This is a genomic window from Variovorax sp. Varisp53 (assembly GCF_059491555.1).
This window is the reverse complement of the sequence record NZ_CP168512.1, coordinates 1,315,992-1,341,802: the sequence shown is the minus strand read 5'-3', so window position 1 is coordinate 1,341,802 and position 25,811 is coordinate 1,315,992. Positions and strand designations below refer to the sequence as shown.

The 25,811-nt window shown below is 67.8% G+C and carries 27 protein-coding genes; 9 read left to right on the top strand and 18 right to left on the bottom strand.

Going from position 1 to position 25,811, the window contains the following annotated elements; genetic code table 11:
* Positions 1-3 precede the first annotated feature (3 nt).
* The 8 genes from ACEOAB_RS06050 to ACEOAB_RS06015 all read right to left on the bottom strand — a co-directional run bounded on the left by ACEOAB_RS06050 (position 4) and on the right by ACEOAB_RS06015 (position 7,413).
* The gene (locus ACEOAB_RS06050) at positions 4-444 is read right to left on the bottom strand and encodes a helix-turn-helix domain-containing protein (RefSeq protein WP_413748520.1); all 441 of its coding nucleotides are present in this window, start codon (positions 442-444) and stop codon (positions 4-6) included.
* A 77-nt stretch (positions 445-521) separates the two neighbouring features.
* Positions 522-851, bottom strand: a complete 330-nt coding sequence (locus tag ACEOAB_RS06045) for an L-rhamnose mutarotase (protein ID WP_413748521.1) — start codon at positions 849-851, stop codon at positions 522-524.
* Positions 852-880: 29 nt separating this feature from the next.
* Positions 881-1,657: an SDR family oxidoreductase gene (locus tag ACEOAB_RS06040; RefSeq protein WP_413332389.1), complete on the bottom strand. Its 777-nt coding sequence runs from the start codon at positions 1,655-1,657 to the stop codon at positions 881-883.
* 18 nt (positions 1,658-1,675) lie between these two features.
* A complete protein-coding gene (locus tag ACEOAB_RS06035; protein ID WP_413748522.1) occupies positions 1,676-2,953 on the bottom strand; it encodes an L-fuconate dehydratase in 1,278 nt (425 codons plus the stop codon).
* Between the two features lie 20 nt (positions 2,954-2,973).
* Positions 2,974-3,927, bottom strand: a complete 954-nt coding sequence (locus tag ACEOAB_RS06030; protein WP_056586520.1) for an ABC transporter substrate-binding protein — start codon at positions 3,925-3,927, stop codon at positions 2,974-2,976.
* 35 nt (positions 3,928-3,962) lie between these two features.
* Positions 3,963-4,997, bottom strand: coding sequence for an ABC transporter permease (locus ACEOAB_RS06025; RefSeq protein WP_413748523.1), 1,035 nt, complete (start codon positions 4,995-4,997; stop codon positions 3,963-3,965).
* A 17-nt stretch (positions 4,998-5,014) separates the two neighbouring features.
* Entirely contained in the window at positions 5,015-6,529 is a 1,515-nt protein-coding gene (locus ACEOAB_RS06020; protein WP_413748524.1) for a sugar ABC transporter ATP-binding protein, read from the bottom strand.
* Positions 6,526-7,413 (bottom strand): amidohydrolase family protein, encoded by an 888-nt coding sequence (locus ACEOAB_RS06015; protein WP_413748525.1) that lies wholly within the window; start codon positions 7,411-7,413, stop codon positions 6,526-6,528. The genes ACEOAB_RS06020 and ACEOAB_RS06015 overlap by 4 nt, the downstream gene beginning before the upstream one ends.
* A 187-nt stretch (positions 7,414-7,600) precedes the next feature.
* On the opposite strand from ACEOAB_RS06015, the gene ACEOAB_RS06010 reads away from it, so the two are divergent.
* Positions 7,601-8,383: an IclR family transcriptional regulator gene (locus ACEOAB_RS06010; protein ID WP_007830371.1), complete on the top strand. Its 783-nt coding sequence runs from the start codon at positions 7,601-7,603 to the stop codon at positions 8,381-8,383.
* Here the strand turns inward: ACEOAB_RS06010 and ACEOAB_RS06005 are convergent, their stop codons facing one another.
* Positions 8,384-8,809, bottom strand: coding sequence for a helix-turn-helix domain-containing protein (locus tag ACEOAB_RS06005; protein ID WP_056586509.1), 426 nt, complete (start codon positions 8,807-8,809; stop codon positions 8,384-8,386).
* Positions 8,810-8,887: 78 nt separating this feature from the next.
* Between ACEOAB_RS06005 and ACEOAB_RS06000 the strand changes: the two genes are divergently transcribed.
* Positions 8,888-9,745, top strand: coding sequence for a class I SAM-dependent methyltransferase (locus ACEOAB_RS06000; RefSeq protein ID WP_413748526.1), 858 nt, complete (start codon positions 8,888-8,890; stop codon positions 9,743-9,745).
* Between the two features lie 3 nt (positions 9,746-9,748).
* On the opposite strand, the gene ACEOAB_RS05995 is transcribed toward ACEOAB_RS06000, so the two are convergent.
* Entirely contained in the window at positions 9,749-10,762 is a 1,014-nt protein-coding gene (locus ACEOAB_RS05995; RefSeq protein WP_413748527.1) for an SLAC1 anion channel family protein, read from the bottom strand.
* A gap of 108 nt (positions 10,763-10,870) precedes the next feature.
* On the opposite strand from ACEOAB_RS05995, the gene ACEOAB_RS05990 reads away from it, so the two are divergent.
* Positions 10,871-11,824, top strand: coding sequence for a GlxA family transcriptional regulator (locus ACEOAB_RS05990; RefSeq protein WP_413748528.1), 954 nt, complete (start codon positions 10,871-10,873; stop codon positions 11,822-11,824).
* A gap of 19 nt (positions 11,825-11,843) precedes the next feature.
* Here ACEOAB_RS05990 and ACEOAB_RS05985 read toward each other — a convergent pair whose 3' ends face one another.
* Entirely contained in the window at positions 11,844-12,407 is a 564-nt protein-coding gene (locus ACEOAB_RS05985) for a putative glycolipid-binding domain-containing protein (protein ID WP_056587754.1), read from the bottom strand.
* Positions 12,408-12,536: 129 nt separating this feature from the next.
* On the opposite strand from ACEOAB_RS05985, the gene ACEOAB_RS05980 reads away from it, so the two are divergent.
* Positions 12,537-13,172: a hypothetical protein gene (locus ACEOAB_RS05980; protein ID WP_413748529.1), complete on the top strand. Its 636-nt coding sequence runs from the start codon at positions 12,537-12,539 to the stop codon at positions 13,170-13,172.
* 45 nt (positions 13,173-13,217) lie between these two features.
* Here the strand turns inward: ACEOAB_RS05980 and ACEOAB_RS05975 are convergent, their stop codons facing one another.
* Positions 13,218-13,496: a contact-dependent growth inhibition system immunity protein gene (locus tag ACEOAB_RS05975; protein WP_056509888.1), complete on the bottom strand. Its 279-nt coding sequence runs from the start codon at positions 13,494-13,496 to the stop codon at positions 13,218-13,220.
* 19 nt (positions 13,497-13,515) lie between these two features.
* Positions 13,516-14,361: an RNase A-like domain-containing protein gene (locus ACEOAB_RS05970; RefSeq protein ID WP_056586492.1), complete on the bottom strand. Its 846-nt coding sequence runs from the start codon at positions 14,359-14,361 to the stop codon at positions 13,516-13,518.
* A 138-nt stretch (positions 14,362-14,499) separates the two neighbouring features.
* Between ACEOAB_RS05970 and dinB the strand changes: the two genes are divergently transcribed.
* Together dinB and ACEOAB_RS05960 are read left to right on the top strand one after the other, a co-directional pair.
* A complete protein-coding gene (dinB, locus tag ACEOAB_RS05965; protein WP_157609917.1) occupies positions 14,500-15,717 on the top strand; it encodes a DNA polymerase IV in 1,218 nt (405 codons plus the stop codon).
* A 7-nt stretch (positions 15,718-15,724) separates the two neighbouring features.
* On the top strand, positions 15,725-16,408 hold the full coding sequence (locus ACEOAB_RS05960) for a TIGR02117 family protein (RefSeq protein WP_413750365.1): 684 nt from the start codon (positions 15,725-15,727) through the stop codon (positions 16,406-16,408).
* Positions 16,409-16,414: 6 nt separating this feature from the next.
* Here the strand turns inward: ACEOAB_RS05960 and ACEOAB_RS05955 are convergent, their stop codons facing one another.
* Positions 16,415-17,461 (bottom strand): purine-nucleoside phosphorylase, encoded by a 1,047-nt coding sequence (locus ACEOAB_RS05955; RefSeq protein ID WP_056586482.1) that lies wholly within the window; start codon positions 17,459-17,461, stop codon positions 16,415-16,417.
* Positions 17,462-17,605: 144 nt separating this feature from the next.
* On the opposite strand from ACEOAB_RS05955, the gene ACEOAB_RS05950 reads away from it, so the two are divergent.
* On the top strand, positions 17,606-18,793 hold the full coding sequence (locus tag ACEOAB_RS05950) for a DNA topoisomerase IB (RefSeq protein ID WP_413750366.1): 1,188 nt from the start codon (positions 17,606-17,608) through the stop codon (positions 18,791-18,793).
* On the opposite strand, the gene ACEOAB_RS05945 is transcribed toward ACEOAB_RS05950, so the two are convergent.
* On the bottom strand, positions 18,736-19,416 hold the full coding sequence (locus tag ACEOAB_RS05945; protein ID WP_413750367.1) for a hypothetical protein: 681 nt from the start codon (positions 19,414-19,416) through the stop codon (positions 18,736-18,738). The genes ACEOAB_RS05950 and ACEOAB_RS05945 overlap by 58 nt on opposite strands.
* A gap of 213 nt (positions 19,417-19,629) precedes the next feature.
* On the opposite strand from ACEOAB_RS05945, the gene ACEOAB_RS05940 reads away from it, so the two are divergent.
* The gene (locus tag ACEOAB_RS05940) at positions 19,630-20,046 is read left to right on the top strand and encodes a nuclear transport factor 2 family protein (protein ID WP_413750368.1); all 417 of its coding nucleotides are present in this window, start codon (positions 19,630-19,632) and stop codon (positions 20,044-20,046) included.
* Positions 20,047-20,048: 2 nt separating this feature from the next.
* Here ACEOAB_RS05940 and ACEOAB_RS05935 read toward each other — a convergent pair whose 3' ends face one another.
* The 3 genes from ACEOAB_RS05935 to ACEOAB_RS05925 are packed head-to-tail and all read right to left on the bottom strand — an operon-like array spanning position 20,049 to position 24,912.
* Positions 20,049-21,551 (bottom strand): class I adenylate-forming enzyme family protein, encoded by a 1,503-nt coding sequence (locus ACEOAB_RS05935; protein ID WP_495653535.1) that lies wholly within the window; start codon positions 21,549-21,551, stop codon positions 20,049-20,051.
* 3 nt (positions 21,552-21,554) lie between these two features.
* Positions 21,555-22,541, bottom strand: a complete 987-nt coding sequence (locus tag ACEOAB_RS05930) for a Bug family tripartite tricarboxylate transporter substrate binding protein (protein ID WP_413750370.1) — start codon at positions 22,539-22,541, stop codon at positions 21,555-21,557.
* A gap of 43 nt (positions 22,542-22,584) precedes the next feature.
* Positions 22,585-24,912 (bottom strand): acyl-CoA dehydrogenase family protein, encoded by a 2,328-nt coding sequence (locus ACEOAB_RS05925; RefSeq protein WP_495653534.1) that lies wholly within the window; start codon positions 24,910-24,912, stop codon positions 22,585-22,587.
* Positions 24,913-25,019: 107 nt separating this feature from the next.
* Between ACEOAB_RS05925 and ACEOAB_RS05920 the strand changes: the two genes are divergently transcribed.
* On the top strand, positions 25,020-25,802 hold the full coding sequence (locus ACEOAB_RS05920) for a citryl-CoA lyase (RefSeq protein ID WP_413749385.1): 783 nt from the start codon (positions 25,020-25,022) through the stop codon (positions 25,800-25,802).
* Positions 25,803-25,811: the final 9 nt, after the last annotated feature.

Here is a 25,811-nt window from a genome sequence, read left to right as displayed (position 1 = left end):
CAGCTAGTTGGATTCCAGTCGCTGCGCCACTTCCTGCCGCCCCATCCCGCGCACGGCAGCCAGGCTCTCCAGCTGCGCAGCCCTCGGGCGGGCCTTGCCTTGTTCCCAGTGGTAGATGGTCTGGCCGGACACCCCCACCAGCTGTCCATAAGACGCGGCGGAAATACCCAGCTTCGTGCGATGTGCAGCCAACCGGCCAGCGCTGAACCTGCGCTTAGGCTCGCCTTCGCCCGCTTCTTCGGGCTCGCTTGCACGTGCACTGCGGGCGGTGCCCTTGGCAACGTTGCGCAATTCCTTTTCCAGCGCAATCACCTGCCGCCGCAGCGCGGCAATGGCGGACCGGTGTTGGACGGATGCCTTCTTGAGGGTTTCGATTTCCGCGCGGACTTCCTTGCGGGCGACGCGGGAGATTTCGGATTTAAGGATGGATGCAATATTTGGCATGGCGGCATTGTGCCGACCAAATGTAAACAACGGGAAAGATTATTAATTTCCGAGGAATCCAAACTTGAATCTTTTGATTACAGCGAGAAGATCCTGGCCATCTCCGTCCACTTCTCTCCTTCGGGAGTCCAGGGCGTGGGCGCCTGGAATTTCCACATCAATTCTTCCCATTCCCTGATCTTTGGATTGTTCTGCGTGGCAAGCGCCATGGTCCGGGCGTCGTAGCGCGCATCGTCCGTTTCCATCGACATCACCATTCGCGTGCCGAGCCGGTAGATCTCCATGCCCGTTACGCCGTGCACATGCAGATGCGCTCGCACCTCAGGCCAGATGTCGCGGTGATAAGCCTCGTATTCGGCGATCAATGCAGGATCGTCTTTCAAATCGAGAGCCAGCAAATGGCGCATGGGTCGCTCCAGTCAAATCAGGAAATAGATCAGGTCAGTGCCCGGTCCAGGTGCGTATACCCGCCGTCCACGAACACCCACTGCCCGGTGGTGTGCGAGGCCCGCTCCGACAGCAGGAACACGACGTTGTCTGCAATCTCCTGCGGCGTCGTCATGCGGCGGCCGAGCGGAATCTTGTCGGTGATCTCGGCCAGCTTGCGGTCGGGTTCGTCGAATGCGGAAATCCACCGTTGATACAGCGGCGTCATCACCTCGGCCGGAATCACCGCGTTCACGCGGACCCCGTCTTCCAACAGCGACGCAGCCCACTCGCGCGTGAGCGACAACTGCGCGCCCTTGGCCGCGGTGTAGCCGCTCGTGTTGCCCTGCCCCGTCACGGCCGTCTTCGACGAGATGTTGACGATCGCGCCGCGGCTCGCCTTCAGGTGCGGCAGGCAATAGTGCGCCATCACGTAGCAGTGGACGAGGTTGCGTTCGAGTGAACCGACGAAGGCTTCGCGCCCCGCCTCCAGCCCCACGCTGTCGTTCACGCCCGCGTTGTTGACCAGGCCGTCGATGCGGCCGAACTCCGCGGCGGTGTCGGCAATGGCCTTGGCGCAGGCGGCCTCTTCCATCAGCTCGAACTGGAAGAAGCGCGCGCGTGGCTGCAAGGCACGCAGCGCCTCCTCGAACGGTGCGTCGAGCGGATTCTTCCCGCAGATCACCGGCACCGCGCCCTCCTGCGCCAGCGTCATCGAAATGGCCGCACCGATGCCGCTGCCACCACCTGTGACGATCACCACCTTGTCTTTCAGATTCAGGTCCATGTTGCGCGGTGCCTTTCTCTATCCGCGGAAACGGTATTGCTCGAGCGACTGCGGCTTCATCGTGATCGAGAAGCCCGCGCCCTTCGGCGGCATGTACGCCGCGTTGCGGATCTCGCAGGGCTCGACGAAGTGCTCGTGCAGATGGTCCACATACTCGACCACGCGGCCTTCGCGCGTACCCGAGATGCAGAGGTAGTCGATCATCGACAGGTGCTGTACGTACTCGCACAGCCCCACGCCGCCGGCGTGCGGACACACCGGCAGCTTGTATTTCGCGGCCATCAGCATCACCGCGAGGATCTCGTTCACGCCGCCGAGCCGGCACGCGTCGATCTGCACCACGTCGATGCCGCCGCGCATGATGAACTGCTTGAACATGATGCGGTTCTGGCACATCTCGCCCGTGGCCACCTTCACCGGCGCGACGCCCTCGCGGATCTTGCGATGGCCCTCCACGTCGTCGGGGCTGGTGGGCTCCTCGATGAACCACGGCTCGGCAAACGCCAGCTGCCGCACCCAGTCGATGGCCTGGCCGACCTCCCAGACCTGGTTGGCGTCGATCATCAGGTGCCGCTCGGGCCCGAGCACTTCGCGCGCCACGCGCAGGCGGCGGATGTCGTCCTGCAGGTCGCGCCCCACCTTGAGCTTGATGTGGTTGAAGCCCGCATCGACCGCCTCCTGCGCAAGGTGCCGCAGCTTCTCGTCGGAGTAGCCGAGCCAGCCGGCCGAGGTGGTGTAGCAGGGATAGCCCTCGGCCTTCAGCGTGGCGATGCGTTCGGCCTTGCCGACAGCGGCCTCGCGCAGCAGCGCCAGCGCTTCATCGGGCGCGATGCAGTCGGTGATGTAGCGAAAGTCGATGCAGCGCACCAGTTCCTCGGGACTCATGTCGGCCACCAGCTGCCACACGGGCTTGCCTTCGGACTTGGCCCACAGGTCCCACATCGCATTGACCACGGCACCGGTGGCCAGGTGGATCGCGCCCTTGTCGGGACCGATCCATCGCAGCTGGCTGTCGGAAGTGATGTGGCGCCAGAAGCGCCCCATGTCCTCGGCCACCCACGCCAGGTCGAGCCCCACGACCAGATGGCGCATCGCCTCGATGGCCGCGCAGCAGATCTCGTTGCCGCGGCCGATGGTGAATGTGAGGCCGTGGCCTTCGAGCCCCGGCTGGTCGGTTTCAAGCACGACGTACGCCGCGGAGTAGTCCGGGTCGGGGTTCATCGCATCGGAGCCGTCCAGATGCTGCGAGGTCGGAAAGCGCACGTCGAGCACGCGCATGGAGCGAACAATGGTCATGGGGTCTTCGCGGGCAGCGATCAGTCGTACAGCACGGAGGCGATCTTGGGGTCGGCGATGTTGGTCTTGTCGTACCAGTAGAAGCCCGTGTCGACCACCTTCGGCAGCTTCTCTCCCTTGATGGCCTTCACCGCCATCTCGACCGTCTTGTAGCCCATGCCCACGGGGTTCTGCGTGATGGCACCGGCCATGCTGCCGTCCATGATCGCGTTCTTCTGCTGCTTGCCCGAGTCGTAGCCGATGATCACGACCTTGCCGTTGCGCTTCATCTCCTTCACGCCGTTGACCACGCCGATGGCGGAGCCTTCGTTGGCGCCGAAGATGCCCTTGAGGTTGGGCGAGGCCTGCAATATCGACTTGGTGATCTCGGTTGACTTCAACTGGTCGCCGCCGCCGTATTGCACGCTCACGATCTTGATGTTCGGGTAGGTCGACTTGATGCGGTTGACGAAGCCGTCGCGCCGGTCGACGCCGGTGCGGCTGGTCTGGTCGTGCACCACCAGCGCCACCTCGCCCGACTTTCCGATCATCTCGGCCATCTTGTCGGCGGCGAGCGCGGCGGCGGCCTTGTTGTCGGTGGTGGTGGTGGTCACGGGAATGTCGCTGTCCACGCCCGAGTCGAACGCCACCACCGGGATCTTCGCGGCCTGCGCCTTCTTCAGCAGCGGAATCGCGGCCTGGCTGTCGAGCGCGGCGAAGCCGATGGCCTGCGGCTTCTTGGCGAGCGCGGCCGAGAGCATGTCGATCTGCTTGTCGACCATGGCCTCGGTCTCGGGGCCTTCGAAGCTGACCTTCACCTTCAGGTCTTTGGCAGCCTGCTCCGCGCCCGACTTCACGGCCTGCCAGAACTGGTGCTGGAAGCCCTTGGACACGAGCGGGATGTAGATCTCCTGCGCCTGCTGTGCCTGTGCGAATCCCGACAGGCCGATGAGGGCTGCACCGAGCGTGGTTGCGACTGCTCTTCTCTGGATCATGCGAAGTCTCCTGTGGTTGTGGAAATCCGGGGGGTTCACTGCTTGCTGCTGCGTCGGCGCAGGATGTCCGCGTACACGGCCAGGATGATGATCACGCCCGTGACCACCGTCTGCCATTCCTGCGCGACCGAGAGAATGCGCAGGCCGTTGGTCAGCACGCTCATGATGAAGGCGCCGATGATCGTGCCGACGATGGTGCCCGTGCCGCCGCTGAGCGAGGTGCCGCCGATGACCACGGCCGCAATCGCATCGAGCTCGTAGCCCTGCCCGAGCGCGGGCTGTGCGGAGTTCAGCCGCGAGGCGATCAGCAGGCCCGCGATGCCGCAGATGCCGCCGCTCACCGTGTACACCACGATCTTCCAGAAGTCGGTGTTCACGCCCGACAGGCGCACCGCCTCCTCGTTGCTGCCGAGCGCGAAGGTGTAGCGCCCGAGGATGGTCTTGTTGAGCACGAGGCTCGCGGCAATCGCTATCAGGAACAGGATCAGCACCGCATTCGGGATCGGCAGCGACGGAATGAAGTAGCCGATGAGCGAATCCTGCGAGATCGCCGGGAAGTCCGGCGTGTCGTTGAAGTAGATCGGTTTGGTGCCCGAGATCACCAGCGACAGGCCCTTGAGCAGCATCATCATGCCCAGCGTCGCGATGAAGGGCGGGATCTTGAGCTTGGCGATCAGCACGCCCGAGACGAAGCCGGCCAGCGCACCGAAGAAGATCGCGGCCGCGATGCCGAGCGCGAGCGGCATGCCCATGTAGGTGAGCACCACGCCGGCCATGACGGCGCAGAAGGTCATCAGCGTGCCCACCGAGAGGTCGATACCCGCGGTGATGATGACGAAGGTGCAGGCGATGGCGAGCACGCCGTTCACGGCGGTCGACTGCAGGATGCTCACGAGGTTGTCGGTCTGCAGGAACTGCGGCGACGCGAAGCTGAAGAACACCATCAACGCAATGAGGCTGGCAAAGGCCAGCAGCTTCTGGCGCGTGGCGGGCCGAAAGAGCCGAGCCTTCAGCGAGAAGCCCGGTGCATCGGTGGTCGTCGCGGCGGTGGTGGCGGTGGGGGTCGTCAAGGGGTTGTCTCCAGTCGTCATGCGGTGGCGGCAGCTTCGCGCCGGGTGGCGAGCTGCATGATCTTTTCCTGCGAGGCTTCGCGCCCCCCGAGTTCGCCGGTGATGCGGCCTTCGCACATCACGAGCACGCGGTGGCTCACGCGCAGGATCTCGGGCAACTCCGAAGAGATGATCACGATGGCCTTGCCCTGCGCGGCCAGTTCGTTGAGCAGGCGATAGATCTCGGCCTTGGCCCCCACGTCGATGCCGCGCGTGGGCTCGTCGAAGAACAGCACGCCGCAGTCGCGCAGCAGCCACTTGGCGATCACGATCTTCTGCTGGTTGCCGCCCGACAGCAGCCGCACCTGCTGGCGCACCGAGGGCGTCTTGATGCTGAGCTGCTTCACGTAGCGCTCGCCGGCCGCCTCGATGGCGGCCTGGTCGATGAACAGGCCCATCGACAAGAACTTCTTCATGCTCGGCAGCGCGATGTTGGTCTCGACGTCCATGCCGGTGGCCAGGCCGAAGTGCTTGCGGTCTTCCGACAGGTAGCCGATGCCGCAGGCCACCGCGTCTTCGGGCGATTTGATGTGCACCTTCTTGCCGTGCACGAAAACCTCGCCCGCGTCGATGCGGTCGGCGCCGAACACGGCGCGCGCGAGTTCGGTGCGGCCCGCGCCCATGAGGCCCGCGAAGCCGAGGATCTCGCCGCGGCGCAGCACGAAGCTCGCGTTGCGCACCATCGTGCCGCGCGTGATGCCGCGCGCCTCGAGCACGATCTCGTTGCCCGCGGTGTCGGGGAAGTCGTTCTCCACCTCGGTGAGCTGGCGGCCCACCATCATCGCGATGAGCGAGTCCATCGGCGTTGCCTCCATCGGCACGGTGGCGATGTACTGGCCGTCGCGCATCACGGTCACGCGGTCGGCGATGCGCTTGAGCTCGTCCATCTTGTGCGAGATGTAGACGATGGCCACGCCCTGCGATTTGAGCTGGCCGATGATGCGGAACAGGTCGGCCACCTCCTGGTTGTTCAGCGCGGCGGTGGGCTCGTCCATGATGAGCACGCGCGAGTCGAAGGACAGCGCCTTGGCGATCTCCACCATCTGCTGCCTGGCCACGGTGAGCTCGCCGACGGGCGTGCGCGGGTCCAGGCGCAGGTTCATGCGCTCGAAGATGCGCTGCGTCTCGGCGCACATCGCTTCCTCGTCGATGAAGAGGCCCAGGCGCCCGCGCGGCTCGCGGCCGATGAAGATGTTCTGCGCGGCGCTCAGGTGGTTCATCAGGTTGAGCTCCTGATGGATGATGCCGATGCCCAGCGCCTGGGCCGCGCGCGGGCTCGCGATGTCCACGGGCTGGCCGTCGAGCAGCACCTCGCCCGAGTCCTTGCGGTACACGCCCGCCAGCACCTTCATCAGCGTGGATTTGCCCGCGCCGTTCTCGCCCATGAGTGCATGCACCTCGCCGGGCAGCAGGTCGAACTGCGCCTTGTCGAGCGCGCGCACGCCGGCGAAGGACTTGCTCAGGTCGCGCAGGACGACGATGGGTTGCGTCATGGGTTTTCCCGATGCAATGGCAGGTTGTAGAAGCGCTGCGCGGTACCGTGCCACACATGGGCCTGCTCGCCGGGCGCGAGGCTGCCGATGCAGGCCTCGCTGAGGGCGATCCAGCCCGCGTAGTCGCCGGCCAGCGTGAGCACGGGCCAGTCGCTGCCCCACATGAGGCGATCGGGGCCGAAGCATTCGAGCAGGTGCTCCCACAGCGGTCGCACGGCGTAAGTAACGACATCCGCATCGCGGTGCATGGAGGGCGGCGCCTCGGTCCAGAGGCCCGAGAACTTGCAGCAGACCTGCGGCAGCGCCGCGATCTCGCGCATCTGACGGCGCCACGCAGCGATGACTTCGCCATCGGCGCTGCCCACGGGCGGCTTGGCCGCATGGTCGATCACCACCGGCAGTTGCGGCCATTCGCGCAAAAATTGCAGCAGCGGCGCCAGGTGCCGCGGCGTCACGAGCGCATCGAAGCGCAGCCCCAGGCGCACCATGGCCCGCAATACGTCGGGGTGCGGCGCGTGCGCGATCCAGTCGTCTTGGGGCAGGTCTTGCAGCATCGGCCGCACGCCCTTGAACTTGGGGTGCGCCGCCATTCGTTCCAGCGACTCGACGGACTCGGCCCGGCTCAGGTCGACCCAGCCGACCACGCCGCCCACCACATCGTGCGCAGTGGCCAGTTCGAGCATGAAATCCGTTTCGGCTTCCGAGTCGGCCGCCTGCACCAGCACGGTCCGCCCGATGCCATGTGCTTGCAGCAGCGGCGCGAGATGCTCGGGCAGGAAGTCGCGCACCAGCGGCGCCAGGGCGGGCACATCCGCACGCAGCCACGCGTAGTCGCCGCGCGCGGGCCGCCAGAAATGCTGATGCGAGTCGATGCGCTGGATCATGTGGGTCGCGGGCGGCGAGGAGCCTGCCGAAGGTCTTGTCTCTTAGTCCATTTGTGAACAGAGTATTTACAGACGAACTTTTGACGTCAAGCCCACTTGATGAGTGCTTACCCGTAGAACCAAACTTGCAAAAAGATGGGTCTGCTGTTGAAATTCATACGTGAACAAATCTATCCATCCAGACATCTTGAGCAAGCCGACCGAAGACCAGGACCGCTACCGCGCACCCGCGCTCGACAAGGGCCTGGACATCCTCGAACTGCTGGCGGACCAGCCCGAGGGCCTGACGCGCGGCGAGATCGTGAAAGCGCTGGACCGCGGCCCGAGCGAGATCTACCGCATGCTCGAACGTCTGGTGGCGCGCCAGTACGTGCTGCGTTCGCTCGCCGGCGACCGCTACAGCCTGAGCCTGAAGATGTTCGACCTGGCACACCGCTACCCGCCGAACCACCGGCTCGTCACGCAGGCGCTGCCGGTGATGGACCGCTACGTGAAGGAAGCCGAGCAGTCCTGCCACCTCGGCGTGTACGACCGGGGCAACGTTCAGATCGTGGCGCAGGTCAACAGCCCGGCGGCGAGCAGCATGACGGTGCGGCCCGGCACACGCGTGAACCTGCTCGACACCGGTTCAGGCCAGGTGCTGCTGGCCTGCGAATCGGACGAGCGGCGCCGGCAGATGGTGGCCGAGCACGTGGCGCTCGACGGCGAGGTGCAGATCCCGCCCGACGAGCTGGAGCACATGCTCGAGGCCGTGCGCGCCACGGGCTACCGGCAGCGCGAGAGCCTGCAGTACTTCGGCGTGATCGACATCTCGTGCCCCATCTTCGGCCCGCACGGGCATGCGCTGGCGGTGCTCACCACGCCGTACATCCGGCGCATCGACCGCCATGCGATCCCGTCGCTGGACCGCGCGCGCGAGCTGATGCTGCAGGCGGCGCGCGACCTGTCGTTGATGGCGAACGCGGCCTGACTACTTCGGGGCCTTCTTCCTTCGCCCGCCGATGGCCCCGGAAGCCGCAGCCCCGAGGATGCGGCGAAAGGTCGGGCATTCCATGTGGCTGGGCGCGCGGCACACAGCGGCGTGCCGCAGACCGTCGCGCATGGCGCTCAGGCTGCGGATCGTGCGGTCGAGTTCTTCCGCCTTGGCCGTGAGCATCACCCGGTCGATGCGCGGCTGCCCGTCGGGCCCGAACATGCGCGCAATCTCGTCCAGCGAAAAGCCGGCGGCGCGCCCCAGCGCGATCAGCGCGAGCCGCTCCAGCACGCCGGGATCGAACAGGCGGCGCAGGCCTTGCCTGCCCGTGGAGGCGATGAGGCCTTTTTCGTCGTAGTAGCGCAGTGTGGAGGCGGGCACGCCGGAGCGTTGCGCGACCTCGCCGATATCCAGATGCTTCATCGCCCTCTTGACCTCAAGTCGACTTGAACTTGCATAGTGCGGTTTCCGCCTCCTGAAGGCAAGCAAAAGGAAACGACCATGGAAGCCACACGACAGCCCGGCGACGAACAGGCCAGGCTCTGGAACGGCCTGGCCGGGCGCGCCTGGGTCGACGCGCAGGCCACGCTCGACCATCTGTTCCAGCCGCTCGAAGACCTGCTCGTCGAAGCGGTGTCCGCCAACCCCGCGAGCCGTGTGCTCGACGTTGGCTGCGGCACGGGCAGCACCACGCTCGCCGTCGCGCGGCGGCACGGCAGCGGAGGTGGCTGTGTCGGCATCGACATCTCGGAGCCGATGATCGCCGCCGCCCGGATCCGCGCCGAACGCGAAGGCACGCCGGCACGCTTCATTTGCGCCAATGCGCAGACCCACGCGTTGGAGCCCGCAAGCTTCGACCGCATCATGTCGCGCTTCGGCGTCATGTTCTTCGACGACCCTGTGCAGGCCTTCGCGAACCTGCTGCGGGCCGCGCGAGAAGGTGCCGAGCTGCGGTTCATCGCCTGGCGCAGTGCGGCGGAGAACCCGTTCATGACGACCGCGGAGCGCGCCGCCGCACCACTGCTGCCGAACCTCCCTGCCCGCCGGCCGGACGCGCCAGGCCAGTTCGCCTTCGCGGACAGGCAGCGGGTCCAGGCGATCCTCGAGGAGAGCGGCTGGGCCGGCATCGACATCCGGCCCGTCGACGTGCCCTGCACGATGCCCGAGACGGCGCTGCTCGGCTACCTGGGCCGGCTCGGTCCCGTCGGCCTTGCCCTTCTGCAGGCGGACGAGCGCACGCGCGTGCAGGTCATCGACACGGTGCGCGCCGCCTTCGAGCCCTATGTGCATGGCGACGAGGTCCGCCTGACTGCGGCCTGCTGGATGGTCGTTGCGCGCGGGGCGAACGCATCTGCCTGAGGCTCAGGCGAACAGCTTCCCGTTGAGTGCAATCCGCACGGTCTTCACCGTGAGAACCGCCAGCGCCAGGTTGAGCGCGACCAGCAGCGCCACGGCAATCACCCAGAGCGGCTCGCTCGCGCGCGACCCGGCGTACTTCAGCGCGGCGTTGGCGAGCGCAGCTACCGGGAAGCCGATCGCCCACCAGCTCGGCGAGAACGCGGCGCCGCAACGGAACACCTTCGGCGCGACCACCGCGAACATGAAGAGGCCGAAGTAGAAGAGCAGCGAGGCAAAGCGGTCGACCTCGCCGACGATGTTGGTGTACGCGAGAAAGCCCACCGCAAAGGGCGCCACCAGGATCATCAGCGACGGCTCCATGGCGGGAGCGAGCGGGTCGCGATGCACCAGCCGGCCGATGATCATCGTGAAGAGCACGAGCGCCAGCACCGCGCCGATCGCGCTGGCGGCCAGATTGAGTTCAGGCGCCCATGCCATCGGCATGTGCGCGCCGGTGACGGGAATGTCGAGCGTGGCCACGCCCGGGAGGATCCAGGCCGGCACGGCGAGCGAGGCATCCACCTGCCCCTTCAGCAGCCTCGACAGTCCGACGAAGCTCAGCACCAGGGTCGCGAACAGCCCCACGGTCCACGCGAGGTGTGCAAGGGGCGTGCTGTACGGCGCCACGACGGCCGACAGCAGCAGGATGGAAATCGCGATGGTGCCGAAGAAGTTGCCCGCCACGGGGTGATGGAATTCCGCCTGCACCGCCTGCGGGTGCTTCACGAGCTTTGTCAGGTAGCCCATCGAGATGAGCACGAAGACGCCCAGCGCGAACGCCCCGACGGCCTCGCCGATGATGGCCGGCGCACCCAGGCTGTCGTGCGCGAGCCGCCATGCGAGGGCCAGTCCGGTAAGGCCCATCACCGAGGCGAAGAGGTTGACCGGGAGGTTGCGCACGGAGGCTTCCGTACGCGGCGCAACCGGCGCGATCGATGAAATCACCGGGGAGGAAGGATTCAGAACCTGGTTTTGCATGTTGTCGTCCTTGGCTGAATTTGCATTAGTGTGTATTTTCCGCCAGACTCCAACCGTCGTTTCTGCCAACTCACGGCGTTTTCCGCCAATCCCGGGGCCTTGTCTGCCATGCGCGTCGCCATCCTCGCTTTCCCCCGTTTCCAGCTGCTCGACGTGGCCGGGCCTGCCGACGTCTTCGCCGAGGCATCGCAGCAGCTGGGCGACCGGCGCGCCTATCACGTCCAGGTGATAGCCACCGGCGAAGGCATGCTCAAGAGCAGCGGCGGGCTGCGGCTGGGCGTCGATTCCACGGTGGCCACGCATCGCGGCGCCATCGACACCCTGCTCGTCGCGGGCAGCCCCCGCGTGGAGGACATGGCGGCCGACACGCAGCTGCAGGACTGGCTGCGGCGCCAGGCGCGCACCGTGCGGCGCTACGGCTCGGTGTGCAGCGGCGCCTTCGTGCTGGCCGCCACCGGGCTGCTCGACGGCAAGCGCGTGGCCACCCACTGGAAGCTCGCCGGCCGACTCGCTTCGGACTACCCGCTCGCCACCGTCGAGTCGGATGCGATCTACGTGAGGGACGGCCAGCTCTTCACCTCCGCCGGGGTCACGGCCGGCATGGACCTCGCGCTGGCCATGGTGGAGGAAGACCACGGCCGCGACCTTGCGCTGAGCGTGGCGCGCCAGCTGGTGATGTTCCTCAAGCGGCCCGGCGGCCAAAGCCAGTTCAGCGCCCACCTGGCGGCACAGACCTCGGAGCGCTCCAGCATGCGCGAGGTGCAGGATCATGTGCTCGCGAACCTCAAGGACGACCTCTCCGTGCCGGCCCTCGCCTTGCGCGCCGGCATGAGCGAGCGGAACTTCGCGCGCATCTTCCGCGACGAGACCGGAACCACGCCGGCGGAGTTTGTCGAGAATGCGAGGATCGACGCCGCCCGCCGCATGGCCGAGGAATCAGACCTGCCGGCCAAGCGGCTGGCCGACGCGGTGGGCTATGCGAACGTGGACGGCTTCAGGCGCGCGTTCGGCCGCCGCCTGGGCGTGAGCCTCGTGGAATACCGCAGGCGCTTCGCCAGCTGACGACGACACCCGGGCGGCCTTACTTTTCGGCGACCCAGAGCCGCGGATAGTCGCGCACGAAGCTGTCTTCCGTCACACCCAGCGTCGCCGCATAGTCGAAGCGCTTCGCCTCGTAGGCATATTCGGTGTCGCTGCGCCGCTCGTAGCGCTGCATCAGCTCGCTCAGCACGCCGCCGCCGTCGAGGTCGACCCAGGCCGCCGGCGCGTCGGCGCCCTCGCCCTTCGCCAGGTTGAGCCGGCGCAGTTGCAGCAGGTTGGTGGCGGGCGTGAAGCCCAGGTCGAGGTCGACGCAGTGCGACAGGTCGGGCACCGCCTCGTCGTTGAGCTTCCAGCGGCCGTGCGCGTCGCGGGCGATCGACAGGTCGACGGCCGAATCGCCGAGCCAGCCGCGCACCGTGCCCCATTGGGTGTGCCAGTGCAGGTCGCATCGCACGCGGTAGTGCAGCTGGCCGTTGCGGCCGTCTTCCAGTCGGAACACGGCCGCACCATCGAGTTGCCAGGCCGAGGCATTGCGTTCGAGACGGCAGGCGTCGTGGCCGGGTACATCGAGCCTGCGCCAGAGGATGGAGGCGACGGTTTGCATGGCGCGGATGATGGCACCGGCATGCTGCACTGCGCAAGCTATGACCCGTGGCGCCCGTAGGTGGAAGTCGGCACACGCCCCTCGGCGCGGGCTAACATCGTCCGCTCGACCATTCAGAGGAGCGCGCAAGTGGAACCGTGCTTCGCCGATGCCAAGCCGATCGACTCGCTGGAGCCCGAGATCGCGTTTCATTTGTGGGATGCGTTCAACGCTGCGCCGTACCAGCGGCCCGAGCCGCTCGCGTTGCCGGAATTCCAGCGCGCCGAGCGCTTGCGGGTGCGCACCTCGGAGGCCATCGGGCACGAGGCGGAACTTGCCGCGTACTACGCCCAGGTGGCCGCGCTGGCCCGGCAGCACGCATTGAAACGCCACCAGGTGCGCCAGTATTTCTGGATGGACCTGCGGCTCGACAACGAGGAGGCGGACGTGCATCTGTCCTTCCCCTGGTACGACACCTTCTCTTCCATGGACCACTTCCTCGGCGCCGTGGTCGGGCACGACGAGGGCAATATCTACGACGACCAGGACCAGGGCTGGGCGGTGGAGGTCTGGGCTCGCAACGGCACGCTCTACATCCGCGAAAGCGACCCCGACTCCAAAGAACCCGGCCAGGCCATTGCGCTGCCCAGGGCCGGCCTGCAGGCCCGCATTGCCCCGCTGCGCGAGCGCACCGCGAAGCTCGTGGCCTATCTTGCGAAAGAGCTTGGACCGCAGGCGTGGCCTGGTGGCGAGATGCAACCGGCCGGGGCACTTGATCTGCGCTGAAATTGCCCGCGCCGCGGACAAGACAATCAGATGGGGCGCGCGCTGCTATTTCAATGCGGCAAGCACGTTTTCCAGGAACTCGCGTATGGTGGATCCGAAGTCTTCCGGCTGGGCGGGGCGCTCGAACCGGCGCGGGAAGTCGGTTTCCAGGTCCGGGTGCGAGCGCATGAAATCGACGATCTCGACGCGCAACGCCTCAAGTTCGGCGGGCGTGCAGGCTTTCCGGTATTCGGCCATGACTTCGGCACCGGTCTCGCCGAAATAATCGTAATCCTGGCCGAAGTAGACCTCGGTGAGGTTCTCGATGAGTTCGTAGCGCTTCATGGCGATTCGGCTGCTGGTTTCAAATGGGGTGCGCCGTCAGTATGTAGTACGGCATTCCGTTGTAGCTCTTCATGTTCAGGATCACGCGCACCTTGCTCAGCTGGCTGACGGCGGTGCTGCCCCGCTGCACGCCGATGCCCACCACGCTGCCCACGTTGTGCTCGAACGCCATGGGCTTGGAGCCCACTGCGGCCGAGCGCGACCACGCCTTGATGGCTCTGGCGTTGGCACGAACAGTGGCGCTGATGGCGCGCTCCGCGATGTCGAGATTGTGGAACGACGACACTTTGGGCAGCGATGGCTTGTTCACCAATCGCTGGAAAAGTTCCGCCTCGGTCTTGCCGACATGTTCCCGGATCGCGTGGCCGCCGATCTTTGTGCCTACTGGTCCTTCATGCCGCAACAGGTCGACCGGCTCCAGGCGAAACCTGCTGGCGCGCACCGCGATCACACGCGACGCGACGAGCCCGGTTGCCACGACCAGCGGAACCGCCACATCCACCGCAAGCCCAATGCCATCGGCTGTGTCGCGCGAAGCACCCAGCGCCTCGGCCGCCGAGCTGGCAGTCACGGCGGTGGCCGTGCGCTGCGGCGTGCCGGTCCAGATCTGGCGGCCCGACGTGGCCATGGTGTCGAAGCTGTGCACGCCCAGCACCACGCAGCCGGCCTTGGTCACCATCGTGGGTTCGGGTGCGACGCAGAGCACGCCGGCGCCGACCAGTTCCACGACACCGCCCACCAGCCCCACGGTGCCCCAGAGGCGGTTGCTCCAGCTCGCGGATTCGGGCACGTCCTGCCCGTCCAGCACCGCGGCCATCTGCACCGGCGTCAGCGCGATGCTCAAGCCTTCGACTTCGTCGTCCATGCCATTTCCCTTTCCCATGCCATCGGAGGGTCCATCTGCAATCGGGCGCATTCTTGCACGCGGTCGCCCGGCAGGCGAACATCGCCGGAGCGCGAGACAATCGTCAACGTGAGTTCCGAGCCCCCGAAATCCCCGCCGATGCGCCGCATCGCCCACCTCGACATGGACGCCTTCTACGCGTCGGTCGAGCTGCTGCGCTATCCGCAGCTCAAGGGCCTGCCGGTGGTGATCGGCGGCGGCAGGCGGCGCGTGGACGAGGCCATCCGCGACCTGCCCGAGGGGGGCACGCTGGCCGACATTCCGGTCGCGGCCTTTCCGCTGCTGAAGGACTACACGGGCCGCGGCGTGATCACCACCGCCACCTACCCCGCGCGGCAGTTCGGCATCGGCTCGGCCATGGGGCTCATGAAGGCCGCCAAGCTGTGCCCGCAGGCCATCATCCTGCCGGTGGACTTCGACGAGTACCGGCGCTATTCGCGCGCCTTCAAGAACATCATCCTGGAGGTCGCCCCGCTCATGGAAGACCGCGGCGTGGACGAGGTGTACATCGACTTCACCGACGTGCCCGGCGGCCAGCGCGACGGCGGGCGCTCGCTGGCGCGGCTGATCCAGACCGCCATCTTCGACGCCACCGGCCTAACCTGCTCCATCGGCGTGGCGCCCAACAAGCTCATCGCCAAGATGGCGAGCGAGTTCAACAAGCCCAACGGCATCTCGGTGGTCTACGAGCACGACCTCGAAACGCGCATCTGGCCGCTGCCCTGCCGCAAGGTGAACGGCATCGGGCCGAAGGCCGACGAGAAGCTCAAACGCTTCGGCATCGAGACCGTGGGCCAGCTCGCGGCGCGCGACCGCGACTGGCTCGTTGCCACCTTCGGCAAGGCCACGGGCGCGTGGATGCACGAGGTGGCCTGGGGCCGCGACAACCGGCCGGTGGTGACCGAGAGCGAACCCGTGTCGATGAGCCGCGAGACCACCTTCGACCGCGACCTGCACGCCGTGCGCGACCGCGCCGAGCTGGGCGCGATCTTCACCCACCTGTGCGAGCAGCTGGCCGCCGACCTGCAGCGCAAGGGTTACGTGGGCAAGACCATTGGCATCAAGCTGCGCTACGACGACTTCAAGATCGCCACGCGCGACCAGACCATCGAGCGCTTCACGTCCGACGCGAAGACCATCCGCCACACGGGTGGCCTGTGCCTGAAGCGCGTGCCGCTGGAGCGCCCGCTGCGCCTCTTGGGCGTGCGCGTGGGCGCGCTGGCGAAGGCGGGCAGCCCCGAGGCGCTCGCGCCCGCCGGGACCGGCGCGCACCGCGCGGCACCGGAGCCCGCATCGACCACCGCGTCGCTGTTCTGAAAACGCCGTGGCGAAACGCTGGCTGCGGCGCATCGCCTTCACGCTGCTGGGCTTCGTCGCGCTGATCGGCCTGTACTTGACCGTGGCCTGCGCGCTGGTGTTCTGGCCCGCCAATGCAAAGCCTGCGGGCGATGCACCGGTCGACGTACAGGCCTGGGTGCTGAGCAACGGCGTGCACACCGACTACGTGTTTCCGATCCGCTCGGCCACCATCGACTGGCTGCAGGTGTTTCCGCTGGAAGACTTCAGGGCGCCGCCGCCCGATGCCGAATTCATCGCCATCGGCTGGGGCGATCGCGAGTTCTACCTGAACACGCCCACCTGGGGCGACCTGACGGCGGCGCGCGCCTTCGGGGCGCTGTCGGGCGGCAACCGCGCGTTGATGCATGTGAGCTACCTGCGGCGCGAACAGCTGGCGCGCGGGGCCTACAGCCTGCCGCTCTCGCACGCGCAGTACGCGCAACTGGTCGGCTACGTGCGCGCCGCCCTGCCCTCGGGCCATGCCTCATCCATCGCCGGCGCGCACTACGGCGACGACGACGCCTTCTACGAAGCCGAAGGCGGCTATCACCTCTTCGAGACCTGCAACACCTGGACCGGCCGCGGGCTGCGGCAGGCAGGCGTCACCGTCAGCCGCTGGACGCCGTTCGACTTCACGGTGACATGGCATCTGAAGCCTTCACGGCCCTGAACCCGCTCAGGGCTTCGGCACGCCGCCCTGCCACTTCGGCCAGTTGGTCACGATGTGATCGACCACGCGCGAGCCCACCAGTTCGATGTTCTCCACCGTCTCGGCAAAGCCGCCGGCCGTTTCGCCCGGCGCCGGGTCCAGGTGCTGCAGCGTGGTTTCCTTCGGGCTGCCCTGGTCGAAGTTGACCGCGCCGCGCAGGCTCATCACGCGGTCGGTGCCGTGTGTGCGCTTGATCACGAGGGTGATGGCGGCGGCTTCCATTTCGGTGATGACGTAGTCGTCGGCGCCGTAGAGCCTGGCGATGTACTGCGCCTGCTTCGACATGCCGGGGCCATGGAAGAAGGTGTCGCCGGTCATGTGCGTGCCGGTGCCGACGAAAGGCGCGCGGCGGGCCGCTGCATCGGGGTAGCGCAGGCGGTACTTGCGCGCGCCGTCCGAATCCTTGAGCGGCGTGTCGGCCGAGAGCCTCATGGCCCAGCTCACGAGGTCGGGGTTGAGCTTGAAGCGGCGGTACTCCTCGTAGCCCTTGCGCGGCATGAAGGTCGGCTCGCCGGGCTTGTTCTCCTCGGGGGCCCAGCGGTGGCCGAGATCGTAGTCGACCAGCCAGGTGGCCCAGCTCACTTCGCCGATGGTGCCGCGCGAAGGCGGCGTGCCGGCCACGCCCGAAATCAGGTAGTAGCTCTGCGAGAAGTCGAACTGCGGGTTCAGCAGGATGGCCTGCATCGACGACGACGAGTTGACCTTGCCCATGCCGAGCACCGCGCCGCACACGCCGTCGGCGTTGCAGTACACAGGCTGCAGCGCACCGGGCACCGCAATGGGTTTGGCGCCCTTCCAGTAGCGTTCGTACCAATGCTGGAACTCGCCGGCGCGGTCGCCCGTGTTCTGGCCGATCTCGAACATGGCGGCGACGAAGACCTTGACCTTCACGGGCGCGCCCGGGGCCGAGGCGGTCGGGGTGGAAGTGGTGGACGCGCAGGCCGTGAACAACAGCGCTGCGGCAGGCACCGCCAGCCAGCGGGCGGTGAAAAGAGTGGACCTGGAAGAAGTCATTCTGGAACCCATTCAAGAGGAAAGAAAAAGAAGGCAGCGCAGGCGCACAAGCGCGCCTGCCGCACCGCGGGCGCTTGCGGCGTCCTACAACCGGCGATTGTCGATGCTGGCAAAAGCGCGATGTCGCGCCACCACGCAAACCCCATGCCGGCCCCTTCCCCTCCTGCCAAACCGCCTTCGAAGCCGACGCCCATCGCCAACGGCCTCGTCTACGTGAACCCCGGCATGCCCGGCATCCGCCGCCTGAAGCACGGCGAGCGTTTCCGCTACCGCGACGCCAATGGGCAGTGGCTGCGCGACGTGGACGAGATAGCGCGCATCCGCATGCTGGCCATCCCGCCCGCCTACACCCAGGTGTGGATCTGCCCTCTGCCCAACGGCCATCTGCAGGCCACCGGCATCGACGCGCGCGGGCGCAAGCAGTACCGCTACCACGCCGACTGGCGCTCGATGAAGGACGAAACCAAGTTCGATCGCCTCGAAGCCTTCGCACTCGCGCTGCCGCACATCCGCGCCCGCGTGGCGCGCGACCTGCGGTCGACGAAAGGCCGCAAGGCGCCGGGCCGCACCCAGGTGCTCGCGGCGGTGGTGCGCCTGCTCGACACCACGCTGCTGCGCGTGGGCAACGAGGAATACGCGAACAGCAACGGCTCCTACGGCCTCACCACGCTGCGCAGCCGGCACGCCGCCGTGCAGGGCCAGGCGCTGCGGCTGCGCTTCCGGGGCAAGAGCGGCGTGATGCACGAGGCGAAGCTCGACGATCCGCGCGTGGCCCGGGTGGTGCGTCAATGCCAGCAGCTGCCGGGGCAGGCGCTGTTCCAGTACGAGGACGAGGACGGCGAACTGCGCGGCATCTCGTCCACCGACGTGAACGACTACCTGGCCGAGGCCACGCAGGGCGAGCGCTTCACCGCCAAGGACTTCCGCACCTGGCACGGCACGGTGCAGGCGCTGGAGCTCACCCTGCTGGCCTGCGAACCGGGCCGCGTCGCTGCCGACGGCAGCCGCTCCAGTGCCAAGGACATCCTGGCGGCCGTCGCCAGGCAGCTGGGCAACACGCCGGCCGTCTGCAAGAAGGCCTATGTGCATCCGGCGGTGCTGGCGCTGGGCAGCGCGCTCTCGGATGGCGACGAGGCCACGGGTGCGCTGTTCGAGAAGATCGCCGCGCACCGCACCGCCAAGCCCTCGCGCGGGCTGCATGCGGCCGAGCGGCGGCTGCTGGCCTTCCTGCGCGCGCAGCGGGGCGGCCAGGCAGCGCGCAAGCGCGCAAAGACTCAGTTGCCGGTCGCGAGCACGAGGCGCACGCTGTCGCCTTCCAGCGCCACGGCGTAGCCGAGGTCTTCGGCCAGGTTCTGCAATGCGACAGCGTCGATGGCCAGCGCACGCGGCGCACGGTGCGCGTCGAGCACGGCATGCGTGCCGCCGGGTTCGCGCGGCAGGGCCGTGAGGCGCAGTGCATTGGCGCCGTCCGCCTCGACCCGGATCGCCCCGGCCTCGGCCGCGCCGTCGTGCAGGTAGCCCAGCGCGCCGAGGAACAGGTAGCGCAGCGCAGCCGCGGCGGGCCAGCGATGTTCGTTTTCCTGCGGGTCCAGCGAGGCGTCCGCATCGAGCGTCACGCCGTGCAGGTCGAAGGCGGAGCGCATCAGGGCCACGCACTGCGCCACCAGCGCGCTGCGAGTGATGCCGTCATCCGTGGTGGCCAGTTCCCAGTCGCGCAGCGAGCGGATGGCCTCGACCAGTTCGGACACCTGGTTGTCGATCAGCGCCACCCGTTCTTCGCAGGCGGCGGCGTCGATGGTGGCTGCGCCGACCTGCCGCTTGAGCATCAGCAGCGCCATGCGGACCACCGAGACAGGTGCCGCCATGTCGTGCCGCAAGGCGGGCAGCGCGCGTGTGAGCAATTCGTGGCGCACGCCGGCGGCAATCCAGCTGCGCGCACTCGGCGAGGACTTCATTTCGCAGCGGCCACGGGCGTCGGGTTCATCGGCACGGTCACGGGTACTTCCTGAAACGGGGGGGAATAACAAGTATCGGCCCCACCCCCCGCCCTGGGTGTAGGAGCGTGCCTACGATGGCGCCGCCCGCGGATTGGAAATGTCCGGAAACGGCGTGCCGGCACAGGGCCCGGCCCCTACCTTCAGGCCTTCGTCCAATCCCGACCCGACCCAATGACCCCAGAGCAGAACAAGCGCGCCGTCACCGAAGCCTGGAAGGCTTTCGCAAGCCGCGATCCGAAACGCATCCAGGCCGTCTTCACCGAGGACGCCGAATGGCTGGCGCCCAAGGGCAACGCGACGGCGGTGGCACTCGGCGTGCCCGACCACATGATCGGCCCGGCGACGATCGCGCACTTTCTGGTCGACGCCTTTCCCAGGCTCTTCGTCGCCGACATCGATGTGGCGTTCTCCCACCTGCACTGCGACGGCGACACGGTGATCCTCGAAGAGCGCATGCAGGCCACGCTGGCCAGCGGCCGGCACTACGACAACGACTACTGCTTTGTCTTCGAGCTGCGCGAAGGCCTCATCGCCCGGGTGCGCGAGTACATGGACACGCAGAAGGGCCGGGCCGCGATCTTCGGCTGAAATCAGCCCACGGCCGGCCCGCAGCGCGCCTGCAGTTCGCGCTTGAGCAGCTTGCCGTTGGCGGTGGTGGGCATCGCATCGATCACCTCGATGCGGGCCGGGCGCTTGTAGGGCGACAGGTGTTCGACGAGGTGCGCGCGCAGCGCCGCTTCGTCGAGCACTGCGCCGGGCTTCAGCTCGACGAAGGCGACGACCTGCTCGTTGCCGTCGGCCTCGGGCACGCCGACCACCGCGCACAGGTGCACGCCCTCGAAGCGGCCGATGACGGCCTCAATCTCCGCCGGGTAGACGTTGAAGCCTGAGCGGATGATCATTTCCTTCAGCCGCCCGACCACGAACAGCGCGCCGTCCTCGCCGAAGCGGCCGAGGTCGCCGGTGGCGTACCAGCCGTCGGGTCGCATCACCAGCGCGGTGGCGGCGGTGTCGCGGAAGTAGCCGAGCATGAGGCCGGGGCCGCGCAGCCAGATCTCGCCGGTGTCGCCGGGTGCGGCGTCGTTGCCGTCGAGGGTCACGATACGGGCCTCGCCCCCCTCCACCGCATACCCCGCCGAGGTGTCGGCGCGCGGCGACTCGGTGCGTGTGAGAAACACCGAGCCCGCGTACTCCGACAGCCCGTAGCCATAGTGCAGCGGCTGCCCGAACAATTGCTCCACGCGCTGCTTGAGCACCGGGTCGAGCGGCGCGGAGCCGGTGTAGACGTAGCGCAGTTGCGGAAAGCACGGCGTCGCCTCCTCCGCCTCGATGTGCGCCAACAGCCGCGCGTACATCGTCGGCGGCCCGAGCAGGTTCGACACCTGCTCGTGCGCCAGCGCTTGCAGCACGTCGGCCGGCGAGAAGCTGCCGCGCAGCACCAGCGACGCGCCGCCCGTGAGCGCAGCCATCAACACCGTGCCGATGCCGAAGATGTGCGTCATCGGCAGGAAGGCATAGACGCGGTCGCGCTCGCCCAGGGCGCGCACCTGGGCCGACACGCGGCCGAAGTGCAGCAGGCCGCGGTACGACACCATCACGCCCTTGGGCGTGCCCGAGGTGCCGGAAGTGAAGATGATGGCGGCCGTGTCGGCCAATGCCGGATCAGGCTCGGTGCGCGCTTCGGCACGCACGGCCGAACGCATCACGCCACCGAGCGCGGCGGGCGTTGCGCCGGCCCTCTGCGCATGCTTTTCAGCGGCTTCGGAGGCAGCGGCCGTGAAGCAGCAGACACGGGCATCGGCGCGCTCGACGATGGCCGCAATCTCGCCCGGCGACATGCGCGCATTCACGCCGCACGACCAAGCACCGACGCGGCTGCAGGCCATGAGCAGCGCGATGTGCGCGGCGCAGTTCTCGGCCACCAGCACCACGCGGTCGGTCGGTCGCACGCCGGCGGCCAGCAGGTCTTGCACGGCAACGTCGACCATCGCCTGCAGCGCGGCATAGGTCTTGGTGCCCGCGGGCTCGAAGAGGAAGACGGCATCGGGCGTGCTTGTCGCGCGTTCTTCCAGCAGGCTGTGGATACGGCGCATCGGCTATTCCGCCTCGATGCCCTTGGACGCGGTCGCCCAGAGCTGGCGGTCGGACTTGCCCTTGGCCGCCAGCAGATCGGCCGCGCCGGACCACACGTCGTAGCCCTGCTCGCGCAGCCGGTTCGCGATGTCCTCGCGCGCCAGCATCTTCTGCGCGGCGGCGTTCATGCGCGCGACCAGCGCCGGGTCCATGCGCGCCGGACCGTACAGGCCGAACCAGCCGCCCACGTCGTAGCCCGGCACGCCCGATTCGACCATGGTCGGCACCTCCGGCAGCATGCGGTTGCGCTGGCGCGAGGTGACGGCCAGCGCGCGCACCTTGCCCGTCTGGATGAAGGGCTTGGAGGTGGCGATGATGTCGAACATCATCGTCACGGTGCCGGCCATCACGTCGGCGAGCGCCGGCGCGCTGCCCTTGTAGGGCACGTGCGTGAGCTGCACGCCGGTCATCTTCTCGAGCAGCGCGCCACTCAGGTGGTTGGACGCGCCCACGCCCGCCGAGCCATAGAACACCTTGCCGGGCCGCGCCTTCGCATAGGCCAGCAGCTCGGCCACGCTGTGCACCGGGACGTCGTTGTTGACCACGAGCACGTTGGTGTAGTCCACCAGCGGCGCGATGGGCGTGAGGTCCTTCATCGGATCGAAGGCCATGTGGCGCTGCACGTTCGGGTTGATGGTGATGGTCGGGCTTGCACCGAAGAACAGCGTCGCACCATCGGGCTGTGCTTTCGCGACCGCGTCGCCGCCGAGCGAGCCGCTGGCGCCGGGCCGGTTGTCGACGATGACCTGCGTCCCGAGTGCCTGGCTCAACGCGGGCGCGAGCAGGCGCGCGGCCCCGTCCACCGGACCGCCCGCGGAATAGCCGACCACGAGCTTGATGAGGGACGGCAAGGACTGCTGCGCGAAGGCGCGATGGTGCACGGCGGCCAGCGCCGCGCCGCCCGCCAGCGCGGTCACCCATTGCCGGCGCGAAAAGTCGATCGAGGTCATGAGCGTTGTCTCCTGTTATGAATTGCTTTGGTGGCTGCGTCGCTCAGGTCGGCAGGTCGAGGACTTGCCGCGCGAGGATGTTGCGCTGTATCTCGTTGGTGCCGCCGTAGATCATTGCGGCCGTGGAGCCGATGAGCGGCGCGAGCACGTTGAAGGTCTGGCCGTCGAGCACCTGGTCGCCGGCCACGGCACCCTGCTCGTCGCCCGCTTCGACCAGCAGCGCGCCGATGCGGTGGTAGGTCTCGCTGGCCCAGATCTTCAGCAGCGACACCGACGCGGGCAGCGGCTTGCCCGCACGCACGATGTTCGCGAAGCCCGTGTACGCCGCCGACAGGTCCAGCACGTCGAGCCGCAGCGCCGCGAAGCGCTGCGCGAACACCGGGTCGGCGAACAGGCGCCGCGCATGCGCCAGCCGCGCGAGTTGGCCCAGCGCGTACTGCGACTGCTTGGGGCTGCCGAGAAAGATGCGCTCGAAGCCCAGCAGCGCCTTCGCGATGGTCCAGCCGCCGTGCAGCTTGCCCACAAGGTTCTCGGCCGGTACGCGCACGTTGTCGAAGAACACTTCGCAGAACTCGGGCTCGCCCGCCAGCGTGTGGATCGGCCGGATGGTGATGCCCGGCGTGCGCAGGTCGCACAGCAGGAAGCTGATGCCCTCCTGCTTGCGCGCGTCCTTGTCGGTGCGCACGAGCATGAAGATGTGGTTGGCATCCTGCGCGAGCGTGGTCCAGATCTTCTGGCCGTTGACCACGAAGTGATCGCCCTGCGCATCGCGCGCGGGCAGCGCCTCGGTGCGCAGGCCCGCGAGGTCTGAGCCGGCGTTAGGCTCCGAGTAGCCCTGGCACCAGACGTTCTCGCCGCTGAGGATGCGCGGCAGGAAGCGCTGCTGCTGCTCGGGCGTGCCATGCTGGATGAGCAACGGGCCGATCATCACGATGCCCTGGTCGGGCGCGCGCGCCACGCCGTATTGCTCCAGCTCCTCGATCCACGCGATGAGCTTGTCGGCGGGCAGGCCCATGCCGCCGTGCGCCTGCGGCCATGCGGGCGCGATCCAGCCCTGCGCCGACAGCGTGAGGTACCACTCGCGCATCTCGCTCCAGCGTGCGCGGTGCGAGAGGTAGCGCAGCTGCTGCGGATAGCGCTGCTGCAGGAAGGCGCGCACCATGCGGCGGAACTCGGCCTCGGGCATGGCGGACCAGTCTGCTGTGCGCGGGAACTCGCCTTGCCAGGTGGCCGCGCCCGTGGTCGCTTCGGCATCGCCAGCCAGTACGGCATGCCGCCGCTGATGCGCACTGACATTCCCAAGCCACGCCGACAGGCACAGCACGCGCTTGTAGAACAGGCTCAGGTCGCACTCCTGCGTGTAGCCGATGGCGCCATGCAGCTGCACCGACGTGCGCGAAGCCTGCAGCGCGGCGGCCGTGCAGCGCGCATTGACGCGGCTTGCCTCGGCTTCGAGCCGGTCCACCGGCAACCCCTGCCCTGCCACCGCCAGCACCTCGTTCAACGTGGCCTGCGCCACTTCGAGATGAATGAACATGTCGACGCAGCGGTGCTGCAACGCCTGGAAGCTGCCGATGGGCTTGCCGAACTGGGAGCGCGTGCGCAGGTAGGCCAGCGTCTGCGCCAGCATGGCCTGCCCCGCACCCAGCAGTTCGGCCGATTGAAGGATCTGGCCGGCCGCGAGCGCATGGCGCAAGGCATCCTGCGCGGCCGGCCCTTCGGCCAGCACGGCTTCCGGCGGCAGTGCGACCTGCTCGAAGCGCAGGTTCGAGGCCTGGCCACCATCGACCAGCGGCACCAGCGCTTCCGTCACACCATCGGTGCCGCGCGGCACCCACAGCAGCACCGCGTCGTCGTCGCCGCGCGCCGACACCAGCCAGCCGCTGGCGGCCGCGCCGGGCAGCACCATGAGCTTCTCGCCCTGCAGCAGCACGCCGCCAATGTGGCCGGGCCGCGGCTCGCAGCCGCAGGCCAGCGGCACCGCGCTGAGGTCGCCCGCGCTCTCCTGCCATGCGAGGGCGGGCAGGCTGCGGCCCGCGACCAGTTCAGCGAGCAAGGCGTTCGCGCCCGGCGTACCGAGCCGCGCCAGCAGCAGCGCACTGAGGCCGGCCACGGCCAGCAGCGGCTCGGGCGCCACATGCTCGCCCGCGGCCCGAAGGATTTCCGCCGCGCCGTCGAGCTCCAGTGCGAGACCGCCGGCCGATTCGGGGGCCAGCATGCCGGGCCAGCCGAGCTCGGCGATCGCGCGCCAACCGTGCGCCTCATCGGCATCAGGTTGTTCCATGTGCTCGCGCCGTCGCTGGATGGCGCGGCTGCGAACGAAGTAGTCGAGCGCCGCTTCGCGCATCGCCGAAAGTGATTCGAAGTCCATCGCCGCAGCGTGACAGAAGGCCCTGCCGGGCGGCATTCGCATTTGCCGAAGGGAGGGTTTCGCAATCACGGAGCCGCCTCGCGCGATGGAGGGCTAGATTCGGCGCCATGACCAAGATCAAGAAATCCCTGCACACCGAGCTGGGCCACAGCACGCCGGACAAGATCACCGTGCGCGGGCGAGACCTGCCTTCGGAAATCCTCGGCCACCTGAACCTCGGCGACATGGCCTTCCTGGAACTCACGGGCCGCATCCCGACGCCGCAGGAATCCGTCACCTTCAACGCCATCGTCGTCACGCTGGTGGAGCACGGCATCACACCCAGCGCACTGGCTGCGCGCCTCACGTATGCGGGCGCACCCGAAGCGCTGCAAGCCGCTGTGGCAGCGGGTCTTTGCGGCCTGGGCACGGTGTTCGTCGGCAGCACCGAAGGCGCGGCGAAGATGCTTTACGAAGCGATTCCCTTCGGCGAGAAGCCCACGCGCCCGCTTGCGGACATGGCAAGAGACATCGTGGCCGACCACCGCGCGCGCAAGCAGATCGTGCCGGGGCTGGGCCATCCGCTGCACAAGCCCATCGATCCGCGCACGCCGCGGCTGTTCCAGATTGCGGCGGAGAACGGCTTGTCGAGCCACTACATCGCGCTGATGCAGGCGGTGCAGGAGGAAGCCGAGCGCGTGTCGGGCAAGTCGCTGCCGATCAACGCGACCGGTGCCATCGGCGCGATCGCGGCCGAGTTCGGCTTTCCGTGGAAGATCATTCGCGGCTTCGGCGTGATGGCGCGCGCCATCGGCCTCGTGGGCCACATCCTCGAAGAGATCGACGACCCGATGGCGGTCGAGATCTGGCAGCGCGTGGAACAGGAAGCCGGCGGCCCGCGCCAGGACTGATGAGCAGCA